This window comes from Burkholderia sp. lig30 (genome assembly GCF_000687455.2).
Lineage (GTDB): Bacteria > Pseudomonadota > Gammaproteobacteria > Burkholderiales > Burkholderiaceae > Burkholderia.
Genome location: NZ_JGVW01000107.1, coordinates 1 through 19,379 on the forward strand (window position 1 = coordinate 1; position 19,379 = coordinate 19,379).

At 60.1% G+C, this 19,379-nt stretch carries 15 protein-coding genes and 1 pseudogene; 6 read left to right on the plus strand and 10 right to left on the minus strand.

Features of this window, described 5'->3' with window-relative positions; all coding sequences use genetic code 11:
- Positions 1 to 204: 204 nt before the first annotated feature.
- The 7 genes from LIG30_RS26600 to LIG30_RS21270 all read right to left on the minus strand — a co-directional run bounded on the left by LIG30_RS26600 (position 205) and on the right by LIG30_RS21270 (position 10,646).
- Complete coding sequence (locus LIG30_RS26600) at positions 205 to 1,341, minus strand: hypothetical protein (RefSeq protein ID WP_152986177.1); 1,137 nt, start codon at positions 1,339 to 1,341, stop codon at positions 205 to 207.
- A 93-nt stretch (positions 1,342 to 1,434) separates the two neighbouring features.
- The gene (locus LIG30_RS26605) at positions 1,435 to 1,680 is read right to left on the minus strand and encodes a hypothetical protein (protein ID WP_152986178.1); all 246 of its coding nucleotides are present in this window, start codon (positions 1,678 to 1,680) and stop codon (positions 1,435 to 1,437) included.
- An 82-nt stretch (positions 1,681 to 1,762) separates the two neighbouring features.
- The gene (locus LIG30_RS26610; protein ID WP_152986179.1) at positions 1,763 to 2,899 is read right to left on the minus strand and encodes a restriction endonuclease; all 1,137 of its coding nucleotides are present in this window, start codon (positions 2,897 to 2,899) and stop codon (positions 1,763 to 1,765) included.
- 450 nt (positions 2,900 to 3,349) lie between these two features.
- Positions 3,350 to 4,789 (minus strand): hypothetical protein, encoded by a 1,440-nt coding sequence (locus tag LIG30_RS21255; protein WP_200929711.1) that lies wholly within the window; start codon positions 4,787 to 4,789, stop codon positions 3,350 to 3,352.
- Between the two features lie 524 nt (positions 4,790 to 5,313).
- Positions 5,314 to 6,486 carry an NAD(P)/FAD-dependent oxidoreductase gene (locus LIG30_RS21260; protein WP_038715208.1) on the minus strand — a complete coding sequence of 391 codons (1,173 nt, stop codon included), beginning with the start codon at positions 6,484 to 6,486 and terminating at the stop codon, positions 5,314 to 5,316.
- A gap of 207 nt (positions 6,487 to 6,693) precedes the next feature.
- Positions 6,694 to 9,615, minus strand: a complete 2,922-nt coding sequence (locus LIG30_RS21265; RefSeq protein WP_038715216.1) for an FAD-binding and (Fe-S)-binding domain-containing protein — start codon at positions 9,613 to 9,615, stop codon at positions 6,694 to 6,696.
- A 2-nt stretch (positions 9,616 to 9,617) separates the two neighbouring features.
- Positions 9,618 to 10,646 carry a DUF1338 domain-containing protein gene (locus tag LIG30_RS21270; protein ID WP_038715217.1) on the minus strand — a complete coding sequence of 343 codons (1,029 nt, stop codon included), beginning with the start codon at positions 10,644 to 10,646 and terminating at the stop codon, positions 9,618 to 9,620.
- Between the two features lie 167 nt (positions 10,647 to 10,813).
- Between LIG30_RS21270 and LIG30_RS21275 the strand changes: the two genes are divergently transcribed.
- The 5 genes and pseudogenes from LIG30_RS21275 (at position 10,814) to LIG30_RS26850 (ending at position 14,422) form a co-directional block, all read left to right on the plus strand.
- Positions 10,814 to 11,731: a LysR family transcriptional regulator gene (locus LIG30_RS21275; RefSeq protein ID WP_038715210.1), complete on the plus strand. Its 918-nt coding sequence runs from the start codon at positions 10,814 to 10,816 to the stop codon at positions 11,729 to 11,731.
- Positions 11,732 to 12,489: 758 nt separating this feature from the next.
- A pseudogene (locus tag LIG30_RS21280) lies at positions 12,490 to 12,963 on the plus strand (Hcp family type VI secretion system effector).
- Complete coding sequence (locus LIG30_RS25605) at positions 12,960 to 13,343, plus strand: DUF3592 domain-containing protein (protein WP_083494119.1); 384 nt, start codon at positions 12,960 to 12,962, stop codon at positions 13,341 to 13,343. Before LIG30_RS21280 ends, LIG30_RS25605 begins: the two are co-directional and overlap by 4 nt.
- 47 nt (positions 13,344 to 13,390) lie before the next feature.
- On the plus strand, positions 13,391 to 13,921 hold the full coding sequence (locus LIG30_RS21285) for a hypothetical protein (protein WP_038715212.1): 531 nt from the start codon (positions 13,391 to 13,393) through the stop codon (positions 13,919 to 13,921).
- Between the two features lie 339 nt (positions 13,922 to 14,260).
- Positions 14,261 to 14,422, plus strand: coding sequence for a hypothetical protein (locus tag LIG30_RS26850; protein ID WP_160326716.1), 162 nt, complete (start codon positions 14,261 to 14,263; stop codon positions 14,420 to 14,422).
- On the opposite strand, the gene LIG30_RS21290 is transcribed toward LIG30_RS26850, so the two are convergent.
- Positions 14,417 to 15,727 carry a LysR family transcriptional regulator gene (locus LIG30_RS21290; RefSeq protein WP_235510347.1) on the minus strand — a complete coding sequence of 437 codons (1,311 nt, stop codon included), beginning with the start codon at positions 15,725 to 15,727 and terminating at the stop codon, positions 14,417 to 14,419. The two genes, LIG30_RS26850 and LIG30_RS21290, sit on opposite strands and share 6 nt — an antisense overlap.
- Between LIG30_RS21290 and LIG30_RS21295 the strand changes: the two genes are divergently transcribed.
- A complete protein-coding gene (locus LIG30_RS21295) occupies positions 15,611 to 16,780 on the plus strand; it encodes a benzoate/H(+) symporter BenE family transporter (RefSeq protein WP_235510348.1) in 1,170 nt (389 codons plus the stop codon). The genes LIG30_RS21290 and LIG30_RS21295 overlap by 117 nt on opposite strands.
- A 320-nt stretch (positions 16,781 to 17,100) precedes the next feature.
- On the opposite strand, the gene LIG30_RS21300 is transcribed toward LIG30_RS21295, so the two are convergent.
- Positions 17,101 to 18,426, minus strand: coding sequence for a type II toxin-antitoxin system HipA family toxin (locus tag LIG30_RS21300; protein ID WP_051995112.1), 1,326 nt, complete (start codon positions 18,424 to 18,426; stop codon positions 17,101 to 17,103).
- Complete coding sequence (locus LIG30_RS21305) at positions 18,426 to 18,806, minus strand: helix-turn-helix domain-containing protein (RefSeq protein WP_235510349.1); 381 nt, start codon at positions 18,804 to 18,806, stop codon at positions 18,426 to 18,428. Before LIG30_RS21305 ends, LIG30_RS21300 begins: the two co-directional genes overlap by 1 nt.
- Between the last annotated feature and the right edge of the window lie 573 nt (positions 18,807 to 19,379).

The following is a 19,379-nucleotide window of genomic DNA, read 5'->3' on the forward strand; positions in this document are numbered from 1 at the left end:
CGGAAATTGGGCTAGCCTCACCGGCGAGCCCACTAATTTACGAATAGTGTACTCGGCGGGGTAAAGTCAGGGGGAAGAAAACGGCGTGGGCCTTCGCAGCCGTGACCAAGATTCGTGGAGGGCGTTGGCGCCCGTTGGCAGATCGATTCCAGGCCAAGTCCAACCACCCCTACCCTGTTGCCCGCCCCATGCATCTGTACTTAATCACTGACTGGCGTGTCCAGAAATCCACTCGAATTCCAGCCTGTCGACGTACTGCTCGAAGTCTTCAGTGAAAACTTGGTGCCTTCTGAATATTCCATGCTTGAAGAACTCTTGAACATCGAATTTTGTGCGCGACAAAGCGGCACAGTCAATTTTCAATATTTCACGGACTAGATAGTATTCCGCGATAAGTCCTGTAAGAATTAAAATTGCACCTGCCACCCTCAAATTTACTTCGTGATCTAATTTTTGATCGGAACGAATCGTCCCTCCGTGCGCAATACCATTCCTAACTGTGTTAAGACGACGAAGCCGGCTAGTCTCTTCTTCCGTTGGCTGCAGTGGGAACAGGTCAAGAGCCTGTAAAAACCACGTCATCTTTTGCAGCGCGGAGGGCGAGGATAGCCCACGAAGCCGAGCAAGAATATCGGCCGTTTCCTCCTCTGAAGCCCCTTCTTTCGGAAATACTCGTGTAATGAGCTTTCTGGCCTGGTAAAGCAATGACTTGTCAATGGCGTTCACGACCTTGTCTCTTGCCTTCTTGACAATTGATTGATTCTCATACCTCGTCTTCCCAAAAACCTTGGCCCAATACGTGCAAACGGTGTCCAGTGCAGCGTTTGCATATGCTCCACGGCCGATTGCCTCCGGAGCCAGCGGCGCAAATACGATGCAGTACATAGCGTCCCCCAAACCAGTCGCAGCCAAATGTTGCAACCTTGGCCAAATGTGCGGCAACACTCGTTGGAGCGTATGCCCCTCTATGGCCCACTCTCCTGGTGTCAAGCGATGGTCACCATCGATTTCATTCTCCAGATATACTCGTCGCCCTGTAAGGAAGGAAAGCAAAAGGACGAGATCGAACAATGCCGTCACACCAGTATTGTTCGGAAACAGTTCCGATCGACCTCCCTCGCCCTGGCATTCAGCGACCGTCGTTTCAGCGAAGCCTCCATGCGTTGATGAACTTCGCCTGAGTACCGGGTTCAGATTCTCATCGTAGGTCTCAGAGAAGCTTCTGTTGCGTTTCAGAAGTGAGAGATTCTCGCAATGCTGTTCCGTGATCCGAAGGGTGAACGGTCCGACTCGAATCGCTTGTGGCTTTCTGAAACCGTGGTCGAAATTATAGAGCTTCATAGTGAATTCAATTTAATTGTTCATTTTATCTTACAGCGACATTTCTTGTCGCAGAGTCGCGACCAATTTTCCCATTCTTCCACGTAGGCACTATCAATCACGTTGTTGGGTCTCACTTAACAACAACCTTTGAGTGATCAATCCGCGCGCGTAAGGCGCGCTGGCGAGCATGGATCTCGCCAATCTGAAACCTTTTTCCGCCTGGGCATCATCGCCCAGGTGCAGCACGCCAAATCCGCCACGCGTGCGCGTGAAGACCGGCGGCACCCGCACACGTGCAACCCGCCGGCTGTCGGCGAGCAGATCTCGCTGTTCTGCCCTAGCGTCAGGTGGAACCAATTCCGTCTCCTCGCCGATTTGCGCTTCTGCTCTGCCCGCGAGCGTACGTTACCAGCTCCCGATCTGATGATTACGGCAGGAGCTATTTCGACAGCCTGCTAGTCATCACCTGCTCATCCCTAAAACGCCTAATGACTTCCTCCTGTTTCCGAACCGGGCCTTCATAGCAGGCTGCAGATTCACCTTTTACAAATTCCAGTCCTTTGTAAAGAACTCCGGCTCGCACGTCTTCGTGCGTGTACGTTGGGATAATCGATGGGCCCCGCTCGGATTGCTGAAATGGAATGTATTCGCCTCCTACCATCGAGCTGGGCGATATACTATTTCCCACATCAATAATGTGATTGGCCGCCATTATAAGGTTATAAAACAAGCGCCTCAAAATATCTTTTTTGTACTCCACATAGTCGCACTGCTCATGATAGCCGAGCTGACCCACATCCACCCAATAGGTGTAGTAATCCCCAACGGGATTATATCGCCGCTCATCAAGGATCGCGGCATCGACAATATCACGCGAAATCGCATTAAAATTATCAAAGGCAACCCTCAGTCTTTCATCAATATCAGGGCAACGACTTCGATCGAAAAGCGTTTCAGACTGACAGACAAACGAAAGCAATTTAGAAATGAATTGCTCTCTATACTTTACTTGATGCCCTAAAAATGGAAAATAGCACGCATTTTGAAAGATAAAATTTCTTCCGAAAAAACCACTCCAGTATTTGTAGGAATACTCACTTGAGTTAATTGAATTAACTATTGACGAATAATACCTAACGAGTATATCTCGATGATTGTGAATTCTATCCTGAATTTCACCCCAGCCAAAAAAATTGACGGAAAACAGTCCTTTTTCCTTATGCTCTTCCGTTATCTCTCTCGCGACTTCTTCCAGGTTCGGATCACTAGGCGTCGTGGTTGCAAAAATAAAATAACTCAGCTTCGGGTTAAATTTCAATGCTTTCCTGACTTCATCTCTTATCTCTTGCTCCGAGACCTTCGACTGAGAATGGATATCTTTCTTCTTGCATTGTATGCCGCACAATCTTCTGTCTTGCGTATAACCATATATATCGACCCCATGCTGGGGAAAACCCGTTCTCCCATGCTTCTGTGTTGTCGGGTCGCCCCACTCGGCGGAAAATACATCTCTACAAAGAGATTCAAACGCTTCCCAATTTGAGGGAGGTGGTAATTGATAGATTGCGTAGCCCATGATGTCGTCTATATTTTCTGAGATCCTACTATCCAGCGGGTGACGCCCGCAGTGTCAATGTATTGCCAAATGGCGTAGTGCAGGGGAAAGCAAAGTTGCAACAACTCCGCCGGCTCGGCTATCAATGCGCGGCCGGCCCAGTCAGGTTGCCGTCAAGACGTCGCTCCAACCGAGCGCCCGAGCCCCGCGCCAAGCCTCACGAATCGCTGACGGCTGCTCCTCTGTCGAGGTTGGTGTATCGACATTGAACAGAAGGTAACAGCGTCCCGTCAGCATAGGCCAACAAACGATAGCTGACTCTGTGTGGGCGAATGACCGTTGGCCGTCTGAGGCCAGACGCTGCAGTTCAGCAATCGAGGAAGCCTGGCATTGGAACGTCCGCAATAGTCCGGAACCTGACGGAGAATCTTCCATGGTTCGGGGTCATTGCTTCCGTCATAACACAAGCATCTAATCGTCCGCCTTAATCTCCATCTGAGCGACATTGTCGCTCTTTTCGTCGGTTGGTGCTGCTGGAAACGTTACACGCCCATTTGATGACAAAATGGCCTGTCTGCATGCTCGCGCGTATTCGGAATCTTTGGATGCAACCAAATACTGCACTGGAGGAAATAGATCGGGAGTAAAAACTAAGGCGGTAGAAGCAGCTCCAGCAGCGCTGTGGCATTTCTCCGTGAAAGGGTCCCCACGGTCACCTAACGGCTGAAGTCGGAAGCCATTGCCAAATAGAACGGGTTTGGCGGGCACCGTTATTTCGTCCCGCTGAAAATCTTCGTGGATATTCATGGAGAGTTGACGCAACTTATCAATATTCACAGATTTATTGTCTTTTCCTTCTGCCTCCCCGATAAGCCGCCCCTCGTCACATTCGAACACAACATCAAACTCAGACTCCGAATTCTTAAAGGGCTCGGCCTTGAAACCGAGAAGCCGAAGCGCATCTATAATTGCCGCCTCCAAAGCTTTACCCTTTTCATACAACAACGCTCTTAGTGCTCCAGCAGATTTGAGGGATTCCGATATCTCTTCCTTTCGTTTTTGCACTTCTTCGACTTGTTTTTCGGCGGCGAGCAGTTGGACGTTTAGATTCGCTTCGGATACGAGCATAAACCGGCTCTCGCTTGCCCATGTGGGTTCTGGAGTCACCTCAAGTGCGCTTCGCAACGCTTTGTCTAACCCGATAATTGATGCCACTAGACGCTTGGAGAATTGTTGGCCTGTCTTTGACCATGTCGACTCATCGCTATCTTCGTCGAAAAACTCATCGGCATAGAAATCGATGTCAGGTAAGCATAAAAGCGCCCCCCCCGACGTCTTGGCTCGATAGAGGGCGCCGACAAGTTTTCCGCCAGAGCGAGTTACGAGGCATCCGGGTACGCTTTCATCCGTGAGAAGTACTTGGTATGTTGAAAGTTTTTCGAACTCGCTCCAATAGCCAGCAAGAATCTCGGAACCACGGTCCACCAGCTTCATCGCAGTTCCGGAAGTCGGCACTGGAGACAATGAGACAGGTATCGCCTCGTAGTTGCTATAAAGGGCAACGTGCGTAGTTGTTTTTTGATTGCGACCGGTCCCGGAATAGCTGCGCCTGCCAGTGTCGACATATACCTCAGTCATGGACGGAAGATAAGCTATTACTGTCTTGCCAGTATCGAAGGCTTGTTTTAGTTCTCGACGCCAGTGCTCACAGCACTCTTTAAGACGAAAAGAGACGCTTTCGTTCAGACTCGGTTTGCCTTGAAACTGGTCGCTGTAGGAAACGAATTCGCCAATATCAGGTCTGAACAATACAATATCCCAGTCCAGCAGGGATACTTTGGATCGAAACTCGGTGGATTCCACTTCTGGTGAAGCAAGTTCAAAGCCAACGGTAAGTATTCTCTTGCTCATAATGCCGTCCTTTGGGTTTGTTATATTCCGCGCAGCGATTACGGATTAGGCGATTATACTGATGTGTCAAGACGTCCGACACTGATTTACGCATCGATATGTCAGAGGCCATTCCTCGGAGGATGTGTGCGGATCGGATCATCGCCGCCTTCTGCTGCCCGCGTGGGCTGGGATAGATAAACGGTCGCCAGCGCGCAAGACAGGGAAGCCAGCTTTTACCCTGGGACTAGGTCGCGCGTGGAGCGGATGCTTGCGGGCGTCGTCTGGCTTGCCGCCGCCCCACGGTGCCCGATCATCGACCACCGGCTATGGCCGATGACTTGTCATTCAATGAGGGTACGGAATGACCGTTCCATTTTGGAAGCTGCCTGAGCGATGGCGCCGGGTTGACGGGCCGATGTGGATCGGTACACGCCATCCCCAGAAATCCGCGAAAAACCATAAAAAAAGCCCGGCAATCACCGGGCCCAAGAGCGACTAACAAGGAGACTCCGTCCGTCACGCGTCGGACGGTCACGCCGCTTCTACACAACGTTCTTTTCAACGATCGGACGATCCTCGAGCACACGCTCCCACCCCAGCGACGACAGATCCAGCGACGCATACCGCCCACCGAGGATCAGCTCGCTCACCCCGCGCCCCGTCGCCGGCCCCTGCTGCAGCCCATGGCCGCTATAACCGTTCGCGAACACGCAGTTATCGATATCCGGGTGGTACCCGATGATCGCGTTATGATCAAACACGTTGTATTCGTAATAACCGGACCAGCAGTTCTCCACCCGCAACGCCTCAAACCCCGGCACGCGATGCGCGAGCGTCGGCCAGATCACTTCATCAAACAGCGCGTGATCGACTTCGTCGAGCGGCAGGTCATCCGGATCGTTGTCCGCGCTCGGCGACGTGCCGCAAATATAGGTCTTGCCCTCCGGCCGGAAATACACCCCCGTCGGGTCGACCAGCAGCGGACAGTCCGTCAGCCGCGCCGGCGACGACACATTGAAAATGCTGCGGCGCCTTGCGAACACCGGGATGTCGATGCCCATCATCGCGGTCAGCTTGCGCGTCCAAGCGCCGGCCGCGTTCACCAGCGTATCGCACGCGTAGCGCTCGCCGTCGCCCGTCACGACATGCGTGACCTTGCGGCCGTCGCGCACGAGCCCGGTCACGTCCGACGCGACGTAACGCGCGCCGAGCGCCTGCGCCTTCTTGCGCAGCGCCTGCACGAGCCCGTAGCCGTCGAACCAGCCCTCGCCGCTCAGGCCGTATGCGCCCGCCACGAGATCGTCGACGTTCAGCCAAGGGAATTTCGCGCGGAGCGCGGCCGCGTCCATCAGGCCGATGTCCGCGCCGAGGCGCGTCTGCAGCGCGTGGTTGTCGCGCAGCGTCGCTTCGCCCGCCGGCGTCGCGAGGAACAGGTAGCCGCCTTCGTGCAGGTCGATCGACGGCCGGTGGCCGTCCACTTCGAGCCGCTCGCCGATGTCGCGGAGAAATTCGATGCCGAACAGCGACATCTGGATCGACAGCGGCGTCGAGAATTGCTGGCGAATCGACGCGGCCGACAGCGCCGACGACGACTTCGCATAGGTGGGATCGCGTTCGATGACCGTCACGGACACCGTCGGATCCGACGCGCGCAGGAAATAGGCAATCGAACTGCCGATGACCCCACCGCCGACGATAACGACTTGAGAACTCACGACTGACTCCCTTCACCGAGAACGATTTGAAGGCATTGTGGGTAGCCAATACTGGCGCTTCAAGCGATATCTCGGAATCAGGTTGTGAGCATTTGTCATCAAGTTCGATACCGCGGCTGTCTGGCGCAACCCGTGCGAAGCCCGCGCCGCCTGATGTCCCGCCGCCGGCGAACGATGCCGCCCGCGGACACGAACGAACGGCGCGCGTTACCCGCCGTCCAGCGCGCGCTTCGCGAGCTGCGCGATGTGCAGCGGCGCCCTGCCCGCGCCCTGTTCGATCTGCTCGCGGCAGCTGAACCCGTTGGTCACGACGATCGCGTCCTCCGGCGCCTCTCGCACGAGCGGCAGCAGCTTGCTTTCGCCGATCTTCATCGACAGGTCGTAATGCGCGGCGTCGAAGCCGAACGATCCGGCCATCCCGCAGCACCCTGTGTCGAGCAGCGTCCAGCGCACGCCGAGCTTGTCGAGCAGCGCGGTCTCGCCCTTCATCCCGAACAGCGACTTCTGGTGGCAGTGGCCGTGGACGATCACGTCCGCATCGAGCGTCGGCCACGCGAAATCCGCCTGCGCGACAAAATCGGCAAACAGGAACGTCTGCGCCGCGAGCCGCGCGGCCAGCGGTTCGTCGGGCAACTGCTTCAGCAGTTCGTCCTTGAACACCGACAGACACCCCGGCTCCAGCCCGACGACCGGCACCCCGGCGGCGATCTCGTCCGCCAGCTCGTCGAGCGCGCCGCGCAGCAACGCGCGCGCCTCGTCGAGCAGGCCGTAGTCGTACAGCGGCCGGCCGCAGCACAGCCGCTTGCGCGGCAGCACCACGTCGAAGCCGAGTGCGGTCAGCACGTCGAGCGCCGCCGACGCGATGGCCGGCGAGAAGTGCTCGTTGAACGTGTCGATCCACAGAATGACCTTGCGACGCGTGGACGGCGCGGCGCGCTCGCGCCCGGCCCGCTGCCGCTTCGCGATCGCGCTGAACGGGCGCGGCGCGAACGCCGGCAGCGTGCGCTGCGGCGCGACGCCCGCGATCCGCTTGCCGATCCCCGCGAAAACCGGCGCCGACATCATCCAGTTCGCCAGCCGCGGCAAGCGGCCCGCCACGGGCGCCCATTGGCCGATCCGCCCCATGAACATCGCCTGCCGGGGCCGGCGATGGGTCTCGTAATAGTGCGACAGGAATTCCGCCTTGTACGACGCCATGTCGGTGTGCGTCGGGCAATCCGACTTGCAGCCCTTGCACGCGAGGCACGCATCGAGCGCTTCCTTGACCTCGGCGCTGTTCCAGCCGTCCTTGATCACGTCGCCCTGCAGCATTTCCCAGAACAGGTGCGCGCGGCCGCGCGTCGAGAATTTCTCCTCGCGCGTCGCGCGATAGCTCGGGCACATCGTGCCGCCGTCGAGCGAGCGGCACTTGCCCATGCCGATGCAGCGCTCGACCGCGCGCTGCATGCCGTCGCCTTCCGGGCTCGCGAAGGTCAGCTTCGTCGTCAGCGTCACCGGCTTGTACGCGGGGCCGAGGCGCAGGTTCTCGTCGGCGCGATACGGGTGGATGACCTTGCCCGGATTCATCCGGTTGGCCGGGTCCCAGATCGCCTTGAACTCGGCCATCGCCTGCATCAGCTCCGGCCCGTACATGATCGGCAGGAATTCGGCCTTCGCCTGGCCGTCGCCGTGCTCGCCGGACAGCGAGCCGCCGAAGTCGACCACGAGCTGTGCCGCTTCGCGCAGGAAATCGCGCCACACCGCGACGCCCTCGGCGCTGCGCAGGTCGAACGTGATGCGCGCATGCACGCAGCCGTCGCCGAAGTGGCCGTAGAGGCAGGTCTCGTAGCCGTACCGGTCGACGAGCGCCTGGAACGCGCGCAGATAATCGCCGAGGCGCAGCGGATCGACCGCCGCATCCTCCCAGCCGGCGACCGGATCGGGCTTGCCCGGATCGACCGACAACGCGACCGCCGACGCGCCGGTTTCTCGGATCGACCAGATCTTCTGCTGCAGCGCCTTCTCGACCACGACGAAGCCGCTCACGTCCGGCCCCGCGCCGCCGCTGTCGAAGTGCGCCGCTGCGGCGCGCGCCTGCGCGAGTGCCGCGTCGACGGTGTCCGCGCCGAATTCCAGCACGACCCAGGCGTCGCCCGGCGGCAGCAGCGCGATCTCGTCCTGCTTCAGCCCGCGCGCCTGCAGCCCGCGAATGATCGCGCGGTCGAGCCCCTCGATCGCAATCGGCGCGAAGCGGTTGAAATGCGGCACGGCATCCGCCGCCGTGAAGATGTCGGTGAAGCCGAGCACGAGCAGCACCCGGCACGCGGGGCTGTGGACGAGGCGCACCTTCGCCTGCAGCGTGACCGCGCAGGTGCCTTCGGTGCCGACCAGCGCCCGCGCGACGTTGAAGCCGTTCTCGGGCAGCAGCTGATCGAGGTTGTAGCCGGACACGCGACGCTTGATCTGCGGAAACTCGCCGCGAATGCGCTCCGCGTAGCGGTCGCGCAGTTCGCGCAGCCGGCGATAGATCTCGCCGCGCCGGCCGCCTGCGGCGACGATCGCGTCGATTTCGTCCTCCGTCGTCGGGCCGACCCAGAAGCGCGCGCCGTCGTAGGTGACGATCTCCAGCGCGTCGACGTTCTCGACGGTCTTGCCCGCCATCACCGAATGCGCGCCGCACGAATTGTTCGCGATCATCCCGCCGAGCGTGCAGCGGCTGTGCGTCGCCGGGTCCGGCGCGAACGTGAGCCCGTGCGCCTCGGCGGCGTCGCGCAGCGTGTCGCACACAACGCCCGGCTCGACGATTGCCGTCTGCGCGTCCGGGTCCACCGACACGACGCGGTTGAAGTGCTTGCTGGTGTCCGCGACGACCGCGACGTTCACGCACTGCCCGTTCTGCGACGTGCCGCCGCCCCGGGTCAGGAACGGCACGTCGAGGCGGCGGCAGACGTCGAGCGCCGCGACGAGATCGTCCGCGTCGGCCGGCACCACGACGCCGAGCGGCACCTGCCGGTAATTCGACGCGTCGGACGCGTACAGCGCCTTCGAGCCGGCGTCGAAGCGCACCTCGCCGCGCATCGCGCCGCGCAACCCGGCAGCGAGCACGTCGAGTTGCGCCTCCCCCACTTCGATCGGTGTCGCGCGCTTCACGGTCACTTCGCTTCGTTGGCGGTCATCTTGAAGATGCCTTGCGCGTTGCCGGCATCGAAACGCAGGTCGGTCGTCCAGCCGCGCGCCGCCTGGTCGAACGTGCGCTTGCGCGTGATGAACTCGTAGAACGAGCCGGGGACGTTGCGCTTGACGATCCCGCCGTCGCCCGTCCGGAACTCGCGCTCGACGACGTCCGCGCGGTAGGCGGTCTGGAACACCCGGCCCGAACGCGAGCGCTCGACCTCCGGCTTCATCGGCCGGCCCTTGGCCTTTTCGTCGTCGGACAGCTTGAACACGTCGGCGACGCGATCGGTCGCGTGGTTGAACGCATTGCCTTCGGTCGCGATCCACGCCATTTCCGGCGATTCGCGCAGCAGCACCTCGTAGTCGGATTCGCGCGGCACGTCGTGCTGGCGCGCGAACGCGCCGACGATCACCGGCAGCAGCGCCTGTGCCGCGTCGAGCGGCAGCCAGCCTTCGCGCTCGAGCTCCCACAGCTGCGCCACGGCGGCCGGCGTCAGCGGATCGCGCGATGCGCCGACCACCTGCGTGACCGCCTGCTGGAATTCCTTGGAGAAGCGCTCCGGATGCAGCTCGCTGACGAAGAATTGCGCGATCTCGTCGGGCGCGTCCTCGTGCGCGTACGCGCGGCCGGTCATGCCGAGCTTGTCGAGCGGATAGCGGCCGTTGAGGCGGAACCCGAGCGGCCGGAGGATGCGCGTGAACGCCGCCTCGCCGGGCGGCAGCGCGCCGGTGTGCGGCCAGCGCACGGTACGCAGAGCGCCGTGATCGAAGTACACCGAACCGCCGTTCGCGATCGCGTCGGCGGTGTACGCGCGGCCGTTCGGCGAGCGCGCGAGCAGCCCCTCGAACAGTGCCATGTTCATCGCCTGCGCCAGTTCCGCGCGCGTGACGACACCCGGCTCCCAGTCCTGCAGCACGGCGGGGATATTGAGGGTCGCAAACAGTGCGTCTGCCTTCGCCTGTCCGAGCAACGTCGACAACAGGCTTTCGATATTCGAATTGCGCATCGTGTATCTCATCAGGAGGATCGGGCCGGCATCGGCGGCGCCGGCGATTCGTCGGCCAGCCGCCCGACGGACGCCAGCCTTGCCTGCGACGCATTATTCGAACGCTTGCAGGTGGCGTAAAGCGAGATTAAATTGCTAAGTGATGCGTTTTTGGAACTAACAGGCGTATGCGCAAATTCAAGATCCCGAACATGGGCGCGCTCGTGGCATTCGAAGCCGCCGCGCGCCACGAGAGCTTCACCCACGCGGCCAAGGAGCTGTTCCTGACCGAAAGCGCGGTGTCGCGGCAGATCGCGACGCTCGAATCGAGCCTCGGCGTGCGGCTGTTCGCCCGCGTGAAGCAGCGCGTGGTGCTCACGCGCGCCGGCAAGCTGTACGGCATGCAGGTGCGGCGCGCGCTCGAAACGCTCGACCGCGACACGCTGTCGATCATCGCGCACGGCAGCGGCGGCGGTTACCTCGAACTCGCGGTGCTTCCCACCTTCGCGTCGCACTGGCTGATCCCGCGCATCAAGGACTTCAACGACCGGACGCCCGACGTGCGCGTGAACATGGGCATCCAGACCGATGCGTTCTCGTTCGACGACACCCATTTCGAGGCGGCGATCCATTACGGCAAGCCGACCTGGCCGGGCACGTCGGCCGACTATCTGTTCGGCGAGGAAGTGGTGCCGATCTGCTCGCCGGCGCTGCTGAAGGGGCCGGTGCAGCAGGTCCACGAGCTGCTCGCCTACCCGCTGCTGCACTCGACCACGCGCCCCGGCGCGTGGTCGCAGTGGTTCGGCCCGCTCGGCGTCGAGGACAACCGGACGATGCAGGGCGTGCGCTATGAGCTGCATACGATGCTGATCAGTGCGGCTGCAGCGGGGTTGGGGATCGCGCTGGTGCCGAAGTTCTTCGTCGAAGGCCAGTTGCAGCAGTTGGGCCTGATCGTGCCGTTCGACGCGGCGGCCGTCGCGGATGACGCGTATTACCTCGTCTATCCGACGGAATTCAGCCATAGCAAGCCGCTGGAGCTGTTCAGGGCGTGGCTGCTGGAGCAGGCGAGCGCGTATGCGGCGCCGGGCGGGGAAGGGAGGGAATGATGGGGGAGTAGGCGCGGACTTGATGCCCCCCACACCGGCCGCCGCGTATGTAATGTCCGCCACGTGACTGGATGGGTCGGGCCCCGTCTGCTTCGTGACATGGCTTCAACCGGCGATCGCTCGATGTGATGCCTCGCCAACACCCCCGACACCTTGAAGATCGCACTTCCATGAGGGCGATCGCGCCCGCCCGTTCGCGCCACGATGCGATGCGTGACGCTCCCCGCGGCCGCCGGCACATGCCGCCGATGCCGCAATCGACCGTTCGGAACGTCACCTGATTGCGCGCCACGCGCAATTACCGCCATTGCGATTGGTCAGTACGGCAGGTCATGCATTGATTCGAATTGAAGCTCGCGTGCACGACGAGCGCCACGTGTAACGTCCAATCGTCGAATTGCTGCAGGGTCGACACAGTCACGCGACGACGAATCATTCTTTAACAATCCGCTCGCGCGTGCCCGTCGCCTCGGCCGTGTCCCCCAACCAGCTTCGCAGTACCAACTTGCGGCCCGGAGCCCCCCTTTTAGAAGGGAATTAGCCGACGTCGGCGGACAAATTCCGCACTTTTTCGTTTGACGAAGAACACGATCCGAACGAAGAATTTTCCTTTCCTGCCGACCTGCAACCGACGGCCCCCTCACCCGACGGACGGCCATGAAGATCGTGCGTGCCAACTCGTCCCTCATCACACCGGCAGCAGGTTCGGACTGCCTGCATCGCAGCAGCGCTTTTACGCGACTTTCCCGGGAGGATTCATGCCAGATATGTTTGTCAAGATTGATGGAATTGCGGGCGAATCTCAGGACGAATTTCACCCAAACGAAATACAAATTGAGAGTTGGCGGTGGAAAATGGCCCAGCAATCATCCATGCTATCCGGTTCAGGCGGTGGAGCGGGTAAAGCAACGATTAACGATCTGGAATTCGTTCACCAAATAGATCGCGCCAGCGCCAACCTGATGCGCTACTGATTGACCGGCAAACACATTCCAAAAGTAGTGTTGACGACTCGAAAATCCGGAGGTAAGCCTCTCGATTTTCTCAAGATCACCATGGAAGACGTCATCATTACGGAAGTGATGCCGATGGTGTCCACGAATAGTTGCTACGAGCATGTCAGCCTTTCGTTCGCTCGCGTCAAACAAGAGTACAAACTGCAGAGCAGCCTGGGTGTAAGCGCTGGCACGGTGACGGCAAGCTTTGACATCAAGGAAAATTTTTCACGATGACGCGAAAAAATTACTTTGCATTGGGAATAGGAATCGCCCTTTCCGTCATAACGGCATACTGGATCATATCGAAAATTGAATTTCTCATGTCATCGGAATTGACTACTGGAAAGGTAGTCAAGCTGGAGTTCGGCGGCCACCACCCCGAAATTGAATTTAGTGCCAAGAACGGCCAACATTATAAGGTTTCAGCTAGTTCACGGTGGTCTGTCGCGGTTGGACAAACCGTCGAGATTCGCTATGCCCCCCAAGACCCAAAAATGTCTGCCACGCTGAATACCGTACTCGACATATGGTATTACACGATATTCGCGGCATTCTTATCAGCAGCCGCAATCACTACAGGACTACGCGGCGAATCACTAGGGAGCATCAGATAATGACTATTTTAAGAGAAAGTCACTGGGAATTTATCACAAGCGCAGGCATGGGAGCAGAATTCGGCATTCTTGGTTATGAAACCGGCATGTTCGTGCTTAAAGATACATCAGACCGGCTTCACAAGTATCTGTACAGTGGCTTCGGAATCGCCAGCTCGCGAGGACTATCCACATTACTGCGTGCACCACGCCTCGCCCTTCCGAAAATTATCGTAAAGAATGGTCAGTTGAGCGGATCTGGTTCCACAACAGGCTTCACCAGTCTGGGGAAGCTATTCCTGACAGATGCTTTTAAAAATACCGCCCTCACCGACCCCAAAAGTCTCGAAGGCGGCACGATCTACCTGACCGGTGCTGCCGGATATCTGTACGGCGGCGCGATGTCCTTCATGTTTCTGGGGCTAAGCCGTGCGCTCCTCGTCATGGGAGTGGCGAAACCGGACTTCATCGGCATGGCGATCAGAAGTTCGCCCGCAGCGCTGCTTATGGCTGGCGACAACGCTGGGCTGCAGGACGCGGCGGGAATTTCGTATATGTTCGGCCAGATCGACTACAAAGGGCTGTATGACGAGAACTAGTATCCCTCTGCCTCGGCGCTTCGTCCCTCACGGCCACATATGCCGCATGCGAGCCCGCAGAGTACGAGCCGGGGCGCGATGATGGGGGTGCAAGAATCCACCGGTCTGCCATCGACGCGGCGCTTTTCCGGACTGCGTTGACGCAATTGAGCGCGAGCGCGCCGCAGCCGGCGGACGAGAGGTTCGATGGCGCGTGGGGCGACCGCGGCTGAATTCTCTCCGCAGTGCGGAGAGAATGCGTGGTGCGCCGCTCGGGGTTCCGCGGCCGCGGGGTTTCCGGTAACGTGGTCGGTGGCCGGCGCTGCGCGCCGGCCACCGATTCCCACGATTCCCGACAAGATGAACGAACTGATCTCCGTGTCCCTGCTGACCGACGTCCGTCGGATGATCGATACGGCGCGTGCGCGCGCGGCGGCCGCCGTCAATGCTGAATTGACGCTGCACCAGTCGATTGCCGCGGCGCGCGCACGGCTCGACGACAAGCGCGAGCCGAGATCATGAGCGAGCCGACGAACCCGCGATAGAAGCGCGGGATGTTCGACGCTTGCCCGCGGCAGTCCCCGACGTTCGCGAATGCTGCGGACTCTGAACAACCAGCTCCGCCACCCACTCGATGAACACGCGAAGCTTCGGCGACAGATGGCCGCGATGCGGATACAGAATCGACACCGGCAATGACGGCGGACGGTAGCGAGGCAGGATCTCGACCAGCACGCCCGCCTCCAGTTGCGGGACCACGTGGTATCGCGGCACCTGAATGATGCCGAGCCCCGCTTCGCACGCCGCGACGTACGCATCCCCGTTGTTGACCGACACCACCGCCGGCAGCTCACGCGTCTCGACGCTGCCGTTCACCGTAAATTCGAGGGGAATGCGCCTCCCGTCGGATGCCGACAGGTACGCAATCTCGCGATGCCGTTCGAGGTTCGCGGGATTGCGCGGCTTGCCATGCGCTTCGAGATAGCCGGGACTCGCGCACGTCACCTGCTCGAGCAAACCGACGCGCCGAGCCACCAGCGAAGAATCGCTCAGTTCGCCGATCCGCACGACGCAATCGACGCTCTTGCGCGCCAGGTCCACGCGCCGGTCGCCGACGCTGATGTCGAGCGTGACCTGCGGATATCGCGCGAAAAACCCGGGCAGCGCGGGAATGACGACGAGGCGTGCGAACGAGCCGGACAAATCGACCTTGAGCACGCCTTGCGGATGCTGCGCCGCATGTGAAAAAGACGCTTCGGCCTCGTCGATCCCATTCAGAATATCCACGCAGCGCTGGTAGTAGGCCGCGCCATCCAGCGTCGGGCTGACGTGCCGCGTCGTCCGCACGAGCAGGCGCGCGCCGAGGTGCGCCTCCAGCTGCTTCATGATCTGCGTCGCGGACGCCCGCTGCATGCCGAGCTGCTGCGCCGCACGCGTGAAGCTGCCCGAATCGACGATGCAGGTGAACAGCCGCATCGCCTGTAATCGATCCATCGTGATCCCGAACTGTTTATCCAGAATAAACAGTGTTGATAGCTTTCGATGAATTGTCAATTGCGGCGTCTCCACCGAGAATGACTGCGCGCCCGGTTCTACGCAGCATGCGGCGCGCCGTTCGGCCGCGGGACGTCCGGTCCGGCCACCGAACACGATCATCCCAATCGCCTCCTTGCCCCGACGATGACCCAATTGAATCCCCAAGCCGGCGCCGTGCGCGCGCTCACCAGCGACTGGTCGGTTTCCACCGTCACGGCAGGATTCCTCGCCGTCCTGATTTCCTATGCCGGCCCGCTGGCGATCTTTTTCCAGGCCGCCCAGGCGGCACATGCGTCGAGCGGGATGGTCGCGTCGTGGGTATGGGCGATTTCGATCGGCGCCGCCGTATCCGGCATGTTCGCGAGCTGGCAACTCAAAATCCCCGTCGTGACCGCGTGGTCCGCGCCCGGCACCGCGCTGCTCGTCGGGCTCTTTCCGCAGCTGACGCTCAATCAGGCGGTCGGCGCGTATGTCACCGCCGCGGTCATCATCCTGCTGATCGGCATCACCGGCTATTTCGACAAGCTGGTGCGCCATATTCCGCGCGGCATCGCATGCGGGATGATGGCCGGCATCCTGTTGCCGTTCGGCACGCATGCGTTCGCCGCCGCGTCGACGCAACCGCTGCTGGCGTTCGGCATGATCGCCGCCTACGTGATTTTCAAGCGCCTGCTGCCGCGCTATAGCATCGTGCTGGTCCTGCTGACGGGCGCCGCGCTCGCGATGTCGCTGGGCATCACGCATTTCGGCGACATCTCTTTCCAGATGGCCCGGCCGATTTTCATCCGGCCCGAATGGACCGTCGGCACGACGCTGAGCCTCGCCATTCCGCTCGTCGTCGTCAGCCTGACCGGGCAGTTCCTGCCCGGCATGGCGATCCTGCGCGTGTCCGGCTACCACACGCCCGCGCGCCCGATCATCCTGGCGACGAGCCTCGTGTCGATCGTCGTCGCGTTCTTCGGCGGCATCACCATCGTCATTGCCGCGATCACCGCCGCGCTCTGCACCGGCAAGGACGCCCACGAAGATCAGGACAAGCGCTACGTCGCAGGGCTGGCAAACGGTGCGTTCTACCTGGTCGGCGGGATTTTCGCCGGCACCATCGTGACCGTGTTCCTCGCGTTGCCGAAGGAATTCGTCGCGGTCCTCGCCGGACTGGCGCTCATCGGCGCAATCATGGCGAACGCGATGGGGATGTTCGAGGACCAGGCGCATCGGGAAGCGTCGGTCATCACGTTTCTGGCCACTGCGTCGGGGATGACGTGGATGGGGCTCGGTTCCGCGTTCTGGGGGATCGTGATCGGTTCACTGTCTTATCTGGCGCTGAGCGCGGTTCGGCGGTAAGGGCATGTTTGAAAGTCGGCGTTGCAGATCGATGTGTGGCGCATCAACGGCGTTTCTGTGTCGCGGAACCATAACTTGTCGCAAACGACAGGTTACGGTTCCTTTGCACTGTGCGACAAGTTATGGTCCGCACTATTGTCCTCCTGAGAGTACGGGGCATCCGTCGCACTCTCTGTAGGAGCAACCAAAACGCGAGAATTTGCATCCTTTCGAATCAACGGGTTACGCCGGTCCACGAAGAATAAGCTGAGACAGGCACAGCCATAAACCGAGAATTTGCCACGCCGGCGACGCCTGACCAGACGGTCCGATTGGCCGGTTTATTGTTCCAGAAAGGACGCTACCGTATCCCAGTTGTCGTTCTCAAAAGCAGGCGCGACCTTGTCGATTTCATCATCACCCATCCCCACGGCCGGGGACCGGGCGAGTCGTTTCCAGTCGTTCAGGGCAGCCATCATCCGGGTCAGGATTGCATGAGCGTCGTCATCGGACACGCCAAAGTATGCCGCTGCCTCCAGCGCCTCCTGGATATCTCCGGTTTCACCGGTCGCTTCGGTCACGGCGGTTTTCAGGATGGGTTCCTTGTCGGGGAACGGGTTCACGTCAAACAGCGGGGCGAGCCGCCACTGACCCCCGCCGCTGTGCAGGAATCCGTGGTTGTGCATGTGGTCATCCACGTTGGTAATGAGCATGCTGAAGCAGATGCGCGCCCAAAGCTCCTGCTTGTCTTCGAGAGGTCTCGGGGAGAACCTGTCAATTGCCTCCGCAATCTGCGTGTATGCGCCATCTTCCCTGGAATCCATCTGCAGCAGCGAGGCCGCAGACAGGTAAGGGATGCGACCGCCAGCCCGGGGTCGGTCAAACCGCACGATAAGCGCGACAGCCTGGGTGCCAGACATGACGACTTCGGCCTCGGATGCATTCAGGCCCGCCTCTTTCGCGAGCAACAGCGCCAGCACCTCACCGCGCGCCACGTCACGCGTATCACTCACGCTCGGAAACTTGGCGATGGTCAAGGTGCCGTCGGGCTTCAGGACCGTTGCTTTGGGTCGCATACCGCCGAGCGAGGTGCCGCGCCCTTTCAGATACGCGAGGTCCGTCGCCGTTTCCTTGCCGGATTCGACCGCTTGCGACGCCTGAATCAAGGTCTGCAGCGGGACCTCGTGAGTTCCTTCAGGCAAGTTGTCGTCATGGAGCACATCGAGGAAGGGGCTGTCGGCATTGTCCCGGAAGCGCAGTGCGCCAATGCGGCTGGAATCCAGCACCCCCAGCAAATAGTCCAGGTCTGACAGCTGTGCGGAACCGGCGTCTCGGCCGGCGTCTTTTTCAGCCTTGCGCCGTTTGGCATGGGCGCGGTTAATGACACGGCGTCCCCAGCCATCAGGCTCAGTATCGGCAATGGCACCCGCAAAGGTAGAAGTCTCCTTGCTTCCCGTGCGGTATTGAAAGTCGGTGCTCAGGGGGAGGTCCGGAGACAGTGCGAAGCAATCTGGATTACTGAGCCAGGCGGGGGAGTACCGGAATGCCGAGACCTCTTTTTGCCCCTCTCTGGAAAATTGCAGTTCGCCCACTTCCAGTCCCGTGTCGCCCAGATAGACGAGCAGCGTCCGCGTTGTGCTGGTTTTTGCTTTTTTTGTCGTTGCCATTACAGGGCTCCACTGTCCGGGTTGATTTTGCGTACCCGGATGCGTTTGGCCACCGCCTTGTTCATGAGCGCTAGGCCGAGCGCATCATTGGTGGTGTTCAGGGCCTTGTTGAGTTCGGGGAGGAGGTTCAGGATGTTCAGGACCCGAACCACAGTGCCCCACGACACTCCGGGGTCGCCCTGTTCCAGCCGGTAGAGCGTCTTTTTTGAGATGCCCGCCCGCTCCGCCATGGATGACGTAGAAAGCCCCCGGCGTCGGCGGGCCAGCGCAAGGTCATCTCCGGCAGCAACCAGCGCACGCTCGACCGGTAAGGGCATCGGACTTTCGGTGAAGCGGCCGGAAGGTTTGGGTGTCGCCGCTGCTTTTGTTTTATCGGTCATATCTGAACCCTTAACTAGTTAATACGTCATATTTGACCACTATACGACATCCCTTAGATGGACGCCAGCGCACTGTTTAAAGCGGTCAGATATGGGTCAATATTTTACTTAAGAGGTCACATCTGACTCGTTATATTGGAGCCAGGCGCGAGAAGGGGCCGGAGGCTCCCTGTTGAAAAACGCCCACCCAACCGTGAGCGCGACATCCTGTTCCTGTCGATGGTGGCCGACCCCGAGCGCTGCCACGCGCTTTCAGGGAACGCCTATGACCAGCGTTTCAACGTCGCGGCGAGTCGTGCGCGTGACCGCATGTATCTGGTCAGGTCGGTAACAGCCGAGCAGGGTGAAGAGCAGCGCCTATCGTCTGGACATGGTCGCGGAAGGAGTGGACCGGGTGGGTCAGAGACCGGCTCGGTGCGCAAACGCCACCGATTTATCTCATCACGTTTGGTCCGATTCCGGATGGGCAGTGCCCCGCTTCTCCCGTCCCCACCGCTCCCGCTACGAAAGCGATCCCACCGGCCGGCATTCGAACGCTACCGCAGTCCGGATTCCATCCGTTCGCACGCCCGC

Excerpts from the sequence above, each read along its gene's own strand:
- LIG30_RS26600 (WP_152986177.1), bottom strand. The coding sequence starts at position 1,341 with ATGAAGCTCTATAATTTCGACCACGGTTTCAGAAAGCCACAAGCGATT.
- LIG30_RS26610 (WP_152986179.1), bottom strand. The coding sequence starts at position 2,899 with ATGGGCTACGCAATCTATCAATTACCACCTCCCTCAAATTGGGAAGCG.
- LIG30_RS21255 (WP_200929711.1), bottom strand. The coding sequence starts at position 4,789 with ATGAGCAAGAGAATACTTACCGTTGGCTTTGAACTTGCTTCACCAGAA.
- LIG30_RS21270 (WP_038715217.1), bottom strand. The coding sequence starts at position 10,646 with ATGCGCAATTCGAATATCGAAAGCCTGTTGTCGACGTTGCTCGGACAG.
- LIG30_RS21275 (WP_038715210.1), top strand. The coding sequence starts at position 10,814 with ATGCGCAAATTCAAGATCCCGAACATGGGCGCGCTCGTGGCATTCGAA.
- LIG30_RS25605 (WP_083494119.1), top strand. The coding sequence starts at position 12,960 with ATGACGCGAAAAAATTACTTTGCATTGGGAATAGGAATCGCCCTTTCC.
- LIG30_RS21285 (WP_038715212.1), top strand. The coding sequence starts at position 13,391 with ATGGGAGCAGAATTCGGCATTCTTGGTTATGAAACCGGCATGTTCGTG.
- LIG30_RS26850 (WP_160326716.1), top strand. The coding sequence starts at position 14,261 with ATGAACGAACTGATCTCCGTGTCCCTGCTGACCGACGTCCGTCGGATG.
- LIG30_RS21290 (WP_235510347.1), bottom strand. The coding sequence starts at position 15,727 with ATGTGCCGCCTGGGCGGCCTGGAAAAAGATCGCCAGCGGGCCGGCATA.
- LIG30_RS21300 (WP_051995112.1), bottom strand. The coding sequence starts at position 18,426 with ATGGCAACGACAAAAAAAGCAAAAACCAGCACAACGCGGACGCTGCTC.
- LIG30_RS21305 (WP_235510349.1), bottom strand. The coding sequence starts at position 18,806 with ATGACCGATAAAACAAAAGCAGCGGCGACACCCAAACCTTCCGGCCGC.